Origin of the sequence: Paracoccus sp. SJTW-4, assembly GCF_047716885.1 — a bacterium.
GTDB lineage: Bacteria > Pseudomonadota > Alphaproteobacteria > Rhodobacterales > Rhodobacteraceae > Paracoccus > Paracoccus solventivorans.
This window is the reverse complement of the sequence record NZ_CP136681.1, coordinates 174,542-187,412: the sequence shown is the minus strand read 5'-3', so window position 1 is coordinate 187,412 and position 12,871 is coordinate 174,542. Positions and strand designations below refer to the sequence as shown.

Below are 12,871 nucleotides of genomic sequence, written 5' to 3'. Positions count from 1 at the left end.
GAATGCACACAGGCTGCGGATGCGCCTTGAGTGTTTCATGCCCGGTGCGGGCTGCAAGATTCAGTCATCTGCAAGGCGGAGCGCGTGGCCTTCCGGTCCTCATCATCCATTCGCAAAGCGCGGATTGCGCGCGCCGGCGTGCGCTTGGCGCCCTGCGGGACTGCGGGTCTTTGGGTCCGGCAGGCAGGCGCCCGGGCGATGGCGGCGCCGACCTGCCCCAGCAGTCTCCCGACCCTGCGGATCGAACAGTCCCATGCAACCGACCCCACACCGGGCGTTGCGCGCGCCGGCGGCGTGCGCTTGGTGCCCTCCGGGATTGCGGGTCTCAGGGTCCGGCAGGACGCCGTGGCGGTGGCGGCGTCGGCCTGCCCCGGCAGCCTCCCGACCCTGCAGATCGGGCAGCCCCATGCAGCGAACTCCACGCCGGACGGTGGCCCGTCAACCGGCCCGGCAATCCGCGCCGCCGGCATATTGCGATTGCCGGCCCGGAGTGCGAGGGCGTCGCATCTGCCGAAATTCACCGCCGGGACTGCGGCGCCGAACCTCTGCCGAAGCCGGTGCGCGTCCTTCGGCCTCGACCCCACCCTCAGCCAGCGAAGGCCCCGGCCATGATCCATCTTCTGTCCATCCTCCTGCTTGCCGCCGGGCTGGGCGCGGCAAGGGCGCAGGAGCTCGACCCGGCGGCGGTGCAGGTGCTGGCCGGGCCCTGCGCCAATTGCCACGGGCCCGAGGGGCGCTCGCCCGGCGCCATTCCCCCGATCGCCGGCCTGCCCGCGGATGCTGCGGCCAAGCGGATGCTGGCTTTTCGCGAGGGTGCCGATCCCTCGGCCACGGTGATGCCGCGGCTGATGAAGGGCTATGGCGAGAACGAGATCCGGGCGCTGGCCCGCTGGTTCGCAGGGATTCCGAAATGAAGACGACGCGGCGGGAAATGCTTCTGGCGATGGGGGCCGGCGTCCTGGCGCTGCCGCATGTGGTGCGCGCGCAGGCGGGGGCCCAGACGGGGGCGCATGTGGTGGTGGTGGGCGGCGGCTTCGGCGGGGCGACGGCGGCGCGCTATCTGCGGCGCGCCGATCCCGGCCTGCGGATCACGCTGATCGAGCCGCAGCAGCGGTTCGCGACCTGCCCGTTTTCCAACCTCTATCTGGGCGGGCTGCGGGACTGGGACAGCATCACCCATGGCTACGACGGTCTGCGCGCGGCCGGGATCGAGGTGATCCATGCAAGGGCCGAGGACGTGAACGGCGCGGCGCGCAGCGTCACCCTGTCGGACGGCACCCGGCTGGGCTGGGACCGGCTGGTGCTGTCGCCCGGCATCGACTTTCGCTGGGGCGCGCTGGCCGGCTATGACGAGGCGGCTGCGGAACTGGCGCCCCATGCCTGGAAGGCCGGGGCGCAGACGCAGCTGCTGCGCGCGCAGCTCGAGGCGATGGAGGACGGGGGCAGCTTCGTCATGGTGGTACCCGAGGGCGCCTTCCGCTGCCCGCCCGGCCCCTATGAGCGCGCCAGCATGGTCGCGCATTACTTCAAGACCCACAAGCCGCGCAGCAAGATCCTGATCCTGGATTCGCAGGACAAATTCTCGAAACAGCCGCTGTTCCAGCAGGGCTGGCAGGCGCATTACGGCGAGATGATCGAATGGGTCGGCCAGAGCGACGACGGGCTGGTGGCCGAGGTGGACGCCAGCGCCCGCGCGGCCGTCACCGCCTTTGGCACCCGCCACAAGGCCGGGGTGCTGAACGTGATCCCGCCGCAAAAGGCCGGGGTGATCGCGGAACGCGCCGGCGTCGCCGACCAGACCGGCTGGGTGCCGGTGGTGGCCGAGCGTTTCGAATCGACGCTGGTTCCCGGCATCCATGTGCTGGGCGACGCCACCATCGCCGCGCCGATGCCGAAGTCGGGCTTCTGCGCCAATGCGCAGGCCAAGATCGCCGCCGCCGCCATCGCCGCCGATCTGGCCGGGCGCGAACCGCCGCCGGCCAGCTTTGCCAACACCTGCTACAGCCTGATCGCCCCCGGCTGGGGGATATCGGTCGCCGGGGTTTATCGCGCCCAGGACGGCAAGGTGGTCGAGGTCGAGGGCGCGGGCGGGGTCAGCCCGCTGGACGCCGGCCCCGAGTTCCGCCGCGCCGAGGCCAATTACGGCGCGGGGTGGTATGCCTCGATCTGCGCCGACATCTGGGGCGCGGCATGAGCGCGGTGGCCCTTGGCCTGATCCTGGGCGCGATCTTCGGCGCCGCCGCACGGGCGGGCGGGTTCTGCCTGCTGCGCGGGGTGCAGGGGCTGCGCCCCGGCGGCGAGCTGTCGGCGCTGCGCGCCTTTGCGCTGGCGATGCTGGTGGCGCTGCTGGCGACCCAGGGCCTGGACCTTGCGGGCGGCACCGATCTCGACGCGGCGATGCCGCTGCGGGCCGGCAATCCCTGGCCGTCGATGGCGGTCGGAGGGGTGATCTTCGGCATCGGCATGGTGCTGGCCAATGCCTGCGGGGCGCGGTCGCTGGTGCTGCTGGCGGGGGGCAATCTGCGCGCGCTGCTGGTGCTGCTCTGCTTGGGGCTTGCGACGCAGGCGACGCTGACCGGGGTGCTGGCGCCGCTGCGCATGGCGGTGCAGGGGCTGGGACAGGGGGCGCCGGCCGCGCCCTCGCTGCCTCAGGCTCTCGCCGGCGCGGGGATCAGCTTTCCGCTGCTGGTCTCGGTCGCGGTCCCTGCCCTGCTGCTGGGCTGGTTCGCCCTGCCCCTGCTGCGCCGCAACCAGCGCGAGGCGGCGATGGCGGTGGTCATCGGCCTGACCATCGCCGGCGGCTGGTGGATCACCCATGCCACCGACGACCCCTTTGACCCCAGGCCGCTGACCTCGCTCAGCTTCGTCGGGCCGATGGGCGAGAGCCTGCTGTGGACGATGCTCTCGACCGGGCGTCCGCTGGGTTTCGGCGTGGCCGTCATCGGCGGCACGCTGGCCGGCGCCTTTGCCACCGCGATCCTGACCCGCGGCTTCCGCCCCGAAAGCTTCGGCTCGGCCCCGCAGATGCTGCGCGCCGTTGCCGGCGGGCTGCTGATGGGTTTCGGCGGCGTGCTGGCGCTTGGCTGCTCGATCGGCCAGGGGCTTTCCGGCTTTTCCACCCTGTCGCTCGGCAGTTTCGTCGCGCTGGCCGGCATCGTGGCCGGAGCCTTCGCGGCGCTGTCGCTTTTCCCCCGCCCCACCCATGCCGGAGCCATGACATGAAGATCCGCCGCCGCACCCTTCTTTCCGCCGCGCCCGGGCTTGCCCTGGGCGGCGCGCTTGCCGGAATCTCGCCCGCGCTGGCCGCCCCCGCCGCGCTGACCGGGGACACCGTGCTCAAGCCCCGCAGCGGCCGCGCCCCGCGCATCGTCATCTGCGGCGGCGGCTGGGGCGGGCTGACCGCGGCCCGCTATCTCAAGGCCGAGCTGCCCGATGCCGAGGTGATCCTGCTGGAGCGCAACCCGTTCTTCTGGTCGGCGCCCTTCTCGAACAAATGGCTGATCGACGTGGTGGACACCGGCTTCCTTGTCCACGACATGCAGCGGCCCGCCAACAGATACGGCTATACGCTGGTGCAGTGCGAGGTCACCGGGATCGAGCGCGACCGCAAGATCGTCCGCACCTCCAAGGGCAATGTGGACTATGACTTCCTGATCCTGTCGGGCGGCATCCGCGACGCCTGGGACGTATGGTTCGGCGACGATCAGGCAGCGATCGACCACACCCGCACGCATTACGCCTCGGCCTATATCCCGCAGGGGCAGATGCTGGGGCTGAAGGACCGGATCCGCAATTTCCAAGGCGGCACCATCGTGATGACCCTGCCGCCGCCGCCGCATCGCTGCCCGCCCTCGCCCTATGAACGCGCCTGTCTAATGGCCTGGCATTTCAAGACCAACAATATCCCGGCTAAGATCGTGATCCTCGATCCCAAGCCCCAGGCCGCCCCCATCGGCGAGGGGTATCGCACCGCCTTCCGCGAGCTTTATCCCGACATCATCACCCATGTGCCCAATGCGCGGGTGAAAGAGGTCGATCCGTTCAACAAGCGGATCATGACCGAGGCGGGGGATTTCGACTTCGACGACGCCATCTTCATGCCGCCGCACCAGGCGGCCGAGATGGTGTTCCACGCCGATCTGATCGGCACCGATGCCGAGGGCAGGCCCACCGGCTGGGCCGACATGCACCCGCGGCTCTACCACGCCAATTCGGACGACAGCGTCTATATCGTGGGGGATTCGATGGGCGCGATCTCGCCGCATTTCGGGCATTACCCGAAAAGCGCCCATGTCGCGCACTACATCGCCAAGATCGTGGCGAAGAACATCGGCGAGCGCGTGCGGGGCGAAGAGGTGGTGGCGCGGCTGCCCGACAATCTGTGCTACATGCTGGTGAACGGCGACCCGCGCGAGGCGATCTCGGTCGAGTTCACCTATGAGCTGGGGCCGGACGATCTTGTGCATCAGACGCAGATCGACATCGACGTCCGCACGCCCGACCTGATGGAAGAGGATTTTGGCTGGATCAACGGGATGTTCGATGACTTCGTACGTGTCTGACATGCGCCGCCGCCGTCTGCTGGCCGGCGGCGCGGCGGTGGCCGGGCTGGCGGCCTATGGGCTCTGGGGGACTGCTGCAAGGGCGCAGGCCAGCCTGGCCATGCCGCAGCCCGATTCCGCCGAGGCCGACCGGATCGCCGCCGCGTTCACCGGCGGCGCCGAGCCGCTGGCCGAGGGGCTGGCGCTGGAACTGCCGGCGCTTGGCGACAACCCCGCCGCCGTGCCGGTCCGCGTCCACGTGACCGAGCCGATGACCGAGGCGTCGTGGTGCGACGAGATCATCCTGATCGCCGATCTGAACCCCAAGCCGCTGGCCTGCCGCTTCCGCTTCACCGCCGCCACCGGCTCGGCCGATGTGGCGGTGCGGCTGCGGCTGATCCAGTCGATGCCGATCCGCGCCTATGCGCGGATGAACGACGGCCGCCTGCTGGCGGTCCGGCAAGAGATCACCGTCGCCGCCGGCGGCTGCGGATTGTAGGAGACCGCGATGGCCCGTCCCCCCCGTATCTGGATCAGCAACGAGACCCCGGCCCCCGGCGAGGTCGTCCGCGTCCGCGCCCAGGTGGTCCATGTCATGGAAAGCGGCTTCCGCGTGGATGCCGAAGGCCAGCCGATCCCCGAGGATCTTCTGACCGGCTTCACCGCCATGCTGGACGATGCGCTGCTGATGGAATGGCTGCCCGAGACCGCGATCTCGCAGAACCCCTATATCGAGTTCACCTTTGCCGCCCGCCACAGCGGCAGGCTGCGCATGATCTGGTCCGACGGCAGCGGCATCACCGACGAAGCGGAGCGCGAAATCCGGGTCGGCTGAGGGGCGGCGGTCGGCGGCGCTGTGCTGTCTATGCGGCACAGCGCGAAAGACAGCGCGCCCTCCGCCACGACGCGATCCGGGAGACTGAGAGACTGAGAGACTGAGAGACTGAAAGCCTGAGAGCCTGAAAGCCTGAAAGCCTGAAAGCCTGAAAGCCTGAAAGCCTGAAAGCCTGAAAGCCTGAAAGCCTGAAAGCCTGAAAGCCTGAAAGCCTGAAAGCCTGAAAGCCTGAAAGCCTGAAAGCCTGAAAGCCTGAAAGCCTGAAAGACCGCAAGGCCGCAACGGAAAACTGCCCCCGGCGCACTCCGTCAAAGCCTTCCCGCGCTGCCACACTTGGCGGCCGCCTGCACAGGCACGGCATCAGCCGGCGGCGTCACATGCATATTCCTCTGGCCCGCCGCCGTGACGCGGTGGAATAAATGGCCGTGACCTGCGCGCGCCCCGTGCAGGTCGCGACCGGCGGCACGAGGGGAGGAGGACCATGCGCTATTTCGACTTCAGCAGTTGGCAGGGCGTGCTGACGACCCTGCTGGGCCTGGCGCTGTTCGCGCTGGTCGGGGTCGGCATCAGGGTGCTGATGCTGCTGACCATCCAGCAGCGCCAGCAGCGCATGAACCGCCAGATCAACGAGCGGCTGCGCACGCTGATCGCCGCCTACAAGGTGCTGGGCGGCTCTTTCACCGGCGAGCTGCTGGTCGATCCGACCCATCTGCGCGAACTGCGGCAACGCGCGCAGGAGGCAGGCGCGGAAGATGCCACCGGCTCGGACCGCGCCCGGCGCATCCGCGACGCGGTCGAGGCGGCGCTGTCCGACATCATCCTGCTGGGCACGCAGGAACAGCTGCGGCTGGCCAGCCGTGCCGCGACCGACATGGCCGCCGGCCGGCCGATCCACACGGCCGAGCTGGTGGTCTCGCTGCGCGACTTCATCCGCAAGGCGCTGGACCTGGAGCCGGTGCCCCCCGACGTCAGTATCCCCTCGCAGGGCCCGGCGCGGCACACTGGCGGCGCATCCCGGGGCGGCCGCGGCGACGGCGGCGGCAAGGGCGGCGGAGGTGGCGGCGGCGGTATGGGGGGCAGCGGCGGCATGGGCATGGGGCTCGGCCCCGGCGGCCGCACCGACGACAGCCCGGCCTGAAATCCGGGATTTCCCGGCATCCCCGCTCAGCGATAGCCGATGTTCATCACGTAATCCTGCAGCAGGGTTTCCTCCTCGCGGACCTCCTGCAGCAGGGTCTGCAGCACATCGCGGGCATTCAGCACGCCCAGCGGCCTGCCGTCCGGGTCGAGGACCGGGATGTTCTTGAAGCCGCGGGTCTTCATGAGCTCCCAGACATCCTGCAGCCAGCCGTCAGCCGTGACCGCGGTGACATTGCGGGTCATCGCCTCGAGCACGGGCGCGGTGCAGCTGGCGCCGGAGCAGCGGCCGGTCTGTCGCACCACGTCGGTCTTGGTCAGGACGCCCGTCATCCGGCCGCCGGTATCGCAGACCACCAGCATGTCGCAGCCGTTGCCAAGCCGCCGTGCCGCCTGCAGCAGCGCCGCGCCCACGTCGATCGCCTGCAGGCGCTGGCGCGCGTTGGGCAGGAGTTTCTGGACAAGCACCTGAGGGCCCTCCTATGCGGCCGGCGCGATGGGCGGCACCGCAACGACGCCGGCCAGACCGGCCGGCGGGTTCACCGCCAGCAAGGCGGATTGCGCGTAGCGGATGTCACCCGCGGCCAGCACCTGATGCCCCAGGGCCGCATGATGGGTCCCGGTCACCAGCCGGAGGATGATCCGCAGCGCTGCGGCCGGCCGGACCACCACCTCCACACGATCCGCCCCGCCTCCAGCCAGCGCCGCGACAAACCACACCAGCGCCCCGGCCGGAACAAGCTGCGCCCGCCGGCGGCTCGCCCCCCGACCGCGCAATCCTGCGAAGGGCGAGAAAGCCCAGCCCGTCCTGGCCGCGCCCATTCCTGGCCCGGGCTGCGCCCCCCGGCGGCCCGCACCGGGACCGTGCACCCGTGCGACGGTCGAGAGAGCGCGGCCCATCATCGCCGTCCCCATTCCAAGCGCGGGTGCGCCGCCCGGCCCCCCCCTGGACCGCGCACCTCCACGAAGGGCGAGAGAGCCCAGCCCATCATCGTCGCGCCCATTCCCGGCGCGGCAACGGGTCCGGGCGACCAGCATTCACGGCGCCTTCCCCGGCGGGGGCGATACCCGGCCCGGTGCCTCGATGCTGATCGCGATCGGGTCGCTGGCGGGAAAGGTCCCTTGCAGGGCCAGTTCCAGCAGCATCTCGAGACGGGCTTCGCGGTCATCTGCCGCCGCTTCCGGGGCCTGCGAGCCCAACGTGGCGGCCCCAAGGGGCGCATGACCCACATCAACGGCCTGCGCCGGGCCGGCAAAGCCCGGTGGCCCGGCAAGATCCGCCGCGCCGCAGGTCAGGACCTTGCCGCTTTGGTCCGCGGTGATGCGGATGCGGCGGGCGGGCGAAAAGAACAGCAGCCGCACCCGGCCGGCATCCTCGCCCTCGCCGCGCTCGAACCGGCTGGTGATGGTGCCGTCGCGCATCCCGTGCTTCAGATCGTCGGCGCTGATCCCGAACGCCCGCGCCAGGACGGCGGCATCAATGCTGACGTTGTCGTTGCCGAACTCGAGTTGGGTCATCGGTTCCTCCATTCCCCGGCCTCATCCGGCCGCTGCCGTCCCCTGGTCCTGGGCGGTCCAGGCGCATTCCTCGATGGTGGTGCGGTCAAGCTCGGCCATGAACGCCTCGCGCGCCGCGGCCAGCTGGGGCCGCAGGCGACAGTGCGGTTTCAGGACGCATTCGCCGCCGTCGGCGCGGAAACATTCCACGATGGCGAATTTGCGTTCCAGATGGCGCACCACCTCGCCCAGCGTGATCTCATCCGCGGGGCGCATCAGCCGCAGCCCGCCCGAGCGGCCGCGTTCAGAGCGCAGGAAGCCGCCGCGGCCGAGATCGCTGACCACCTTGGCCAGGTGATGCTGCGAGATCGCGAACTCGCTGGCGATCTGCCCGGTCGAGACCGCCTGCCCCGGCGCCCCCGCCAGGCGCATCAGGACCCGCAGCCCATAGTCGGTAAAGGTGGCAAGACGCATCGTCGCCTCTAATCGGTATTGACAATGCCGATTATGCAGGATGATATTCAGCATTGCAAGTACCGAATTAAACACCGTCCGCTACCCCCCTGAAGTCCCGGCTTATGGAGACAGAGATGACCCAGACCACCCCCCTGCATGACCGCACGGTCGGCCAGATCGCCGCACAGCTTCCCGGCGCCTCCGGCGTGTTCCGCCGGTTCGGCATCGACTTCTGCTGCCACGGCGATGTGCCGCTGGCCGAGGCCGCCAATCGGCGCAATCTCGACCTGGGCGCGCTTGAGTCCGCGCTCAGCGCCCTCGATCCCGCGGCCGCGCCCGATGCGCCGCAGGACACCGGGGCGCTGATCGACCATATCCAGACCCGCTACCACGCCACCCATCGCCAGCAGATCCCCGAGCTGATCGAGCTGTCGCGCAAGGTCGAGGCGGTCCATGCCAACCACCCCGAGGTGCCCCGCGGCCTGTCCGACGCGCTGCACCGGATCTGGGGCGAGCTGGAGGTGCACATGAAAAAGGAAGAGCTGGTGCTGTTCCCGGCCATGCGCCGGCAGGCGGCCGACCGGCTGGCGGTCCCCATCAGCGAGATGCGCCACGACCACGACGACCATGGCGCCTTCCTGGACCAAGTGGCGCAGCTGACCCACGACTATACCCCGCCGCAGGACGCCTGCCGGTCCTGGCAGGCGCTTTACGCCGGGGCGGCGCAGCTGAAGGCGGATCTGATGGAGCATATCCATCTGGAGAACAACGTCCTGTTCCCGCGCTTCGAAACGACCGCCTGAGCCCGCTACCGAGAGCTGCCGCGCGGCCCCTGGCAAGGCGGAGAACTGGGTGGCCATTGCGAGGCGGGGCCCGGTCGGGACGGTCCTCTGCGCCGAGCGAACCGGCCGGGGCGCGGCCGGCTGGCATCCAGCGGGGCGGTGCCGGTGATGGCGCCGACTCGCACCGCGCCGTCGCCGGTGGATGAGCGGTTGGCGGCAGATTTCCCCGCGCTCACTCACTGGCGCACGGGCAGCTGCGCTTTGGCAAGGCGGGGAACCGGGTGACCAACTCCGACTCGGGGACGGTCGCGACGGCCCTCAGGCGCCCGGCCGAACCGGCCGGGGCGCGGCCGGCCGGCATCCAGCGGGGCGGTGCCGGTGATGGCGCCGTCATGTGCCGCGCCTGTCGCCGCCGGGATCAGCGGTTGGCCGCGGACCTCCCCGCCCTCACTCGCCGGTTGCGGCCTGATAGCCGGCGATCAGGTCCAGCAGTTCGGCCGAGATCGCGGCCTGCCGTGACAGGCGGTAGCTGAACTGCATTTCTTCCAGCTTTTCGGCGATAGAGCTGTCGGCAGCCTGCATCGCCACCAGCCGCTCGACGTTTTCGGCGGCGCGCGACTGGATCAGCGCCAGATGCAGCCGCGCGAACAGCAGCTGCCGGACGAGGCTGCCCAGCAGCGCCCCGGTCTCGCCCATGCCGCGGGGAAGGCGCCGCGACCCCCAGCGGCGGTCGCGCAGCGCGCGCAGCCAGCCCGGATCGAGCGGCAGCAGATCCGCCTGTTCCGGCGCGGCACTCAGCGAGTCGCCCGAGCGGTGGCAGAACAGCAGCACCCGCCCGGCCCCCCGCTCCTCGCGCCAGAGATCGAGCTGCGACAGGATCTCGGCGACACAGGGCGCCAGCGCCGCGATGGTGGCCGGGGCCTCGATGCGCAGATCGGGCGGGGACTCGGCGGCCTCCCAGCTGGCGGCAAGCGTGGTGCCGACGGTCAGGACCAGGCGCGCGTGGGGCGCGATCCCCAGCGCCGCCAGCCGGGTGCGGGCGAAATCCACCAGCCGTTCGTTGAACGACCCGCACAGCCCGATTTCCGAGCCGATCACCACCACCGCCGCGGCTTCGCCCGGGGCGGGCGGCGGGGCCAGGGCTGCGTCGGGCAGCTCGCGCAGCACCACCTGCAACCCCATCTCGACGGTCTGTAGATGGCCGCGCATGGCGCGTTCGGCCTGTTCGTGCACGCGGATATTGGCGGCCGAGGTCGCCTTCATCGTGCGCACCACCGATTGCAGGTCCTCGGCCGAGCCGATGCGCCGCGACAGCTCTTCAAGCGTCGCCATCGCCCGTCCCCGCCAGCGCCAGTGCCGCCCGCACCGCCGCCAGCAGCGCCGCGCGGCGGGTCTCGTCCAGCTTCGCGCCCTGTGCGATCTCCGCGGCCTCGGGCAGCGCGGCGACCGCGCGCGACAGGCGCGGCAGCAGCGCCGGCAGGGCATCCTCGGACATGTCGTCCAGCAGCCCCGCGGTCGCGGCCAGCAGCTGGGCGATCTGCCCGGCGACCGGCAGCGGACTGGCCTCGGCCTGGCGCAGGACGGCGCGCACCCTTGCGCCGCGCTGCAGCTCGGCGCGGCTGTCGGCGTCCAGCCTTGCCCCGAAACGGGCAAAGCTCTCCAGCTCCTCGAACTGCGCATAGGCCAGTTTCAGCGGCCCGCCGAGCGCACGGAACCCGGGAAGCTGCGCCTTGCCTCCCACGCGCGAGACCGAGCGTCCCACATCCACCGCCGGCAGCTGCCCCAGCCGAAACAGCACCGGCGACAGGTAGATCTGCCCGTCGGTGATCGAGATCAGGTTGGTCGGGATATAGGCGGCAAGGTTCTGCGCCTGGGTTTCCACCACCGGCAGCGCGGTCAGCGAACCGCCGCCGGCCTCGGGGCGCAGCTGCGTGGCGCGTTCCAGCAGGCGGCTATGCAGATAGAACACGTCGCCCGGATAGGCCTCACGCCCCGGCGGGCGGCGCAACAGCAGCGACAGCTCGCGCCAGGCGCGGGCGTGGCGGGTCAGGTCGTCGTAGACGATCAGCACGTCGCGCCCCGCGCGCATGAAGCGCTCGGCGATCGAGGTGGCGGCGTAGGGGGCCAGATACTGCAGCCCCGGGGGTTCATCCGCACCGGCCACCACGATCACGCAGCGGTCCATCACCCCGGCCGCGCGCAGCCGCGCCTGCACCCGCGCCACCGCATCGCCGCGCTGGCCGATGGCGCAATAGACCGAGATCACGTCGCTGCCGGCCTGGTTGAGGATGGTGTCGATGGCGATAGCGGTCTTGCCGGTCTGGCGGTCGCCGACGATCAGCTCGCGCTGGCCGCGGCCGATGGGGACCAGCGCGTCCACCACCTTGATCCCGGTCTGCAGCGGGCGGGTGATCGGGGCGCGCTCGATGATCGCGGGGGCGGGCTGTTCCACCGGGTCCAGCCGGTCGGCGCGGACCGCGCCAAGGTCGTCCAGCGCCCGGCCCAGCGGGTTGATGCTGCGCCCCAGCAGCGCCGCCCCGGTGGGGACGGTGGCGACCCGCCGCGTGCGCCGCGCCCCGTCACCGGGGCGCAGGCCGCGCGGGTCGTCCAGCACAACCACCCCCGCCCAGCCCGGGCGCAGGTCCAGCGCCAGCCCCCAGCCGCCGCCCTCAAAGGCGATCAGCTCGTCGGCCATCAGGTCGGAAAACCCCTCGACCTCGACCACCGCGCGCGACACCCGGGTGACGGTGCCGCGCTCGTCGCCGCCGAAATGCGGCGGCCGCCTTGCCTCGCGCTCGATGGCGTCGAACAGCGCGTCGGTCAGGCCGGACAGCCCGTCGGCCGCGGTCATGCCGCGCCCTCGCGCCGGGCCTGGTCGGACAGAAGCCCGCCGATGTCGCCCTCGAACGCGTCCAGGTGCTCGCCCAACGTCCAGCCGACGTGGCGCGAGCCGACCACCAGCAGCACCCCGCTTTCCAGCGCCGGATCGGCGCGGAACCCGGGGTCGGCGGCGCCGGTCAGCCGCTCGACCGCCTCGGCGACGATGGCGCGGGTGGGGGTGGACAGTTCCTCGCTGGACAGCACCTCGACGGGTTCGCCAGCGCGGGCCGCATCGGCCAGCCGCGCCCGCTCGTCGGGGTCGAGCGTGGCCAGGCGGCGGGCAAAGACCCGGGCGATCTGTTCCAGCAGGTCGCGGTCGGACATCTCGGCCAGCGCATTGCGGGCCAGCGTGACGAAGGCGGCACCGGCACGGCGGCGCAGCCGGTCCAGAAACGCCGATTTCTCGTCGGCGAGCTGCTGGCTCCAGGCGCTGCGGCGGGCGGCGATCTCGTCATGCGCCTGCCTTGTCAGAAGGTCGCGCAGCGCCTCGGCCTCGGCCTCGACGGCAGACAGGCGCGCGGCGCGGTCCTCCTCGAACGCCCGCAGGGCAGCAAGATGCCGGGCCTCGGCTTCGGCGGCGCTTGCCTGCGCGGCCTCGGCCTCGGTCAGCTCGTGCCGCACGGCCTCGGCGCGTTCGTCCAGCGCCCGCGACAGCGGCCGGTACAGCACCCGGTTCAGCAGCCACACCAGCACCAGAAAATTGACGATCTGCGCGGCGACGGTGATCCAGTCGATCTGCAAGG

At 71.1% G+C, this 12,871-nt stretch carries 15 protein-coding genes; 8 read left to right on the top strand and 7 right to left on the bottom strand.

The window, feature by feature from the left end; translation table 11 throughout:
• Positions 1 to 608: 608 nt before the first annotated feature.
• From RSP45_RS00895 to RSP45_RS00865, 7 genes are all read left to right on the top strand, one after another.
• Positions 609 to 914: a c-type cytochrome gene (locus RSP45_RS00895; RefSeq protein WP_415392880.1), complete on the top strand. Its 306-nt coding sequence runs from the start codon at positions 609 to 611 to the stop codon at positions 912 to 914.
• Entirely contained in the window at positions 911 to 2,194 is a 1,284-nt protein-coding gene (locus tag RSP45_RS00890) for an NAD(P)/FAD-dependent oxidoreductase (RefSeq protein ID WP_415392879.1), read from the top strand. The genes RSP45_RS00895 and RSP45_RS00890 overlap by 4 nt, the downstream gene beginning before the upstream one ends.
• Positions 2,191 to 3,222 (top strand): YeeE/YedE family protein, encoded by a 1,032-nt coding sequence (locus tag RSP45_RS00885; RefSeq protein ID WP_415392878.1) that lies wholly within the window; start codon positions 2,191 to 2,193, stop codon positions 3,220 to 3,222. Before RSP45_RS00890 ends, RSP45_RS00885 begins: the two co-directional genes overlap by 4 nt.
• Entirely contained in the window at positions 3,219 to 4,562 is a 1,344-nt protein-coding gene (locus RSP45_RS00880) for an FAD-dependent oxidoreductase (protein WP_415392877.1), read from the top strand. The genes RSP45_RS00885 and RSP45_RS00880 overlap by 4 nt, the downstream gene beginning before the upstream one ends.
• A 1-nt stretch (position 4,563) precedes the next feature.
• Positions 4,564 to 5,040: a thiosulfate oxidation carrier protein SoxY gene (locus RSP45_RS00875; protein ID WP_415392876.1), complete on the top strand. Its 477-nt coding sequence runs from the start codon at positions 4,564 to 4,566 to the stop codon at positions 5,038 to 5,040.
• Positions 5,041 to 5,049: 9 nt separating this feature from the next.
• Positions 5,050 to 5,376 (top strand): thiosulfate oxidation carrier complex protein SoxZ, encoded by a 327-nt coding sequence (locus tag RSP45_RS00870; protein ID WP_415392875.1) that lies wholly within the window; start codon positions 5,050 to 5,052, stop codon positions 5,374 to 5,376.
• Between the two features lie 481 nt (positions 5,377 to 5,857).
• Positions 5,858 to 6,514, top strand: a complete 657-nt coding sequence (locus RSP45_RS00865; protein WP_415392874.1) for a hypothetical protein — start codon at positions 5,858 to 5,860, stop codon at positions 6,512 to 6,514.
• A gap of 26 nt (positions 6,515 to 6,540) precedes the next feature.
• Here the strand turns inward: RSP45_RS00865 and RSP45_RS00860 are convergent, their stop codons facing one another.
• The 4 genes from RSP45_RS00860 to RSP45_RS00845 all read right to left on the bottom strand — a co-directional run bounded on the left by RSP45_RS00860 (position 6,541) and on the right by RSP45_RS00845 (position 8,484).
• Positions 6,541 to 6,981 (bottom strand): cyclic nucleotide-binding/CBS domain-containing protein, encoded by a 441-nt coding sequence (locus RSP45_RS00860; RefSeq protein WP_415392873.1) that lies wholly within the window; start codon positions 6,979 to 6,981, stop codon positions 6,541 to 6,543.
• Positions 6,982 to 6,993: 12 nt separating this feature from the next.
• The gene (locus tag RSP45_RS00855; protein ID WP_415392872.1) at positions 6,994 to 7,191 is read right to left on the bottom strand and encodes a hypothetical protein; all 198 of its coding nucleotides are present in this window, start codon (positions 7,189 to 7,191) and stop codon (positions 6,994 to 6,996) included.
• A gap of 360 nt (positions 7,192 to 7,551) precedes the next feature.
• The gene (locus RSP45_RS00850) at positions 7,552 to 8,031 is read right to left on the bottom strand and encodes a DUF6522 family protein (protein WP_415392871.1); all 480 of its coding nucleotides are present in this window, start codon (positions 8,029 to 8,031) and stop codon (positions 7,552 to 7,554) included.
• Between the two features lie 21 nt (positions 8,032 to 8,052).
• On the bottom strand, positions 8,053 to 8,484 hold the full coding sequence (locus RSP45_RS00845; protein WP_415392870.1) for an RrF2 family transcriptional regulator: 432 nt from the start codon (positions 8,482 to 8,484) through the stop codon (positions 8,053 to 8,055).
• Between the two features lie 116 nt (positions 8,485 to 8,600).
• Here RSP45_RS00845 and ytfE point away from each other — a divergent pair, with 116 nt between their 5' ends.
• Positions 8,601 to 9,269 (top strand): iron-sulfur cluster repair protein YtfE, encoded by a 669-nt coding sequence (gene ytfE / locus RSP45_RS00840; protein ID WP_415392869.1) that lies wholly within the window; start codon positions 8,601 to 8,603, stop codon positions 9,267 to 9,269.
• 426 nt (positions 9,270 to 9,695) lie between these two features.
• Here ytfE and RSP45_RS00835 read toward each other — a convergent pair whose 3' ends face one another.
• The 3 genes from RSP45_RS00835 to RSP45_RS00825 are packed head-to-tail and all read right to left on the bottom strand — an operon-like array spanning position 9,696 to position 12,869.
• Positions 9,696 to 10,580 (bottom strand): F0F1 ATP synthase subunit gamma, encoded by an 885-nt coding sequence (locus RSP45_RS00835; RefSeq protein ID WP_415392868.1) that lies wholly within the window; start codon positions 10,578 to 10,580, stop codon positions 9,696 to 9,698.
• Entirely contained in the window at positions 10,567 to 12,099 is a 1,533-nt protein-coding gene (locus RSP45_RS00830) for a F0F1 ATP synthase subunit alpha (RefSeq protein WP_415392867.1), read from the bottom strand. Before RSP45_RS00830 ends, RSP45_RS00835 begins: the two co-directional genes overlap by 14 nt.
• Positions 12,096 to 12,869 (bottom strand): hypothetical protein, encoded by a 774-nt coding sequence (locus tag RSP45_RS00825; protein WP_415392866.1) that lies wholly within the window; start codon positions 12,867 to 12,869, stop codon positions 12,096 to 12,098. The genes RSP45_RS00830 and RSP45_RS00825 overlap by 4 nt, the downstream gene beginning before the upstream one ends.
• Positions 12,870 to 12,871 lie beyond the last annotated feature (2 nt).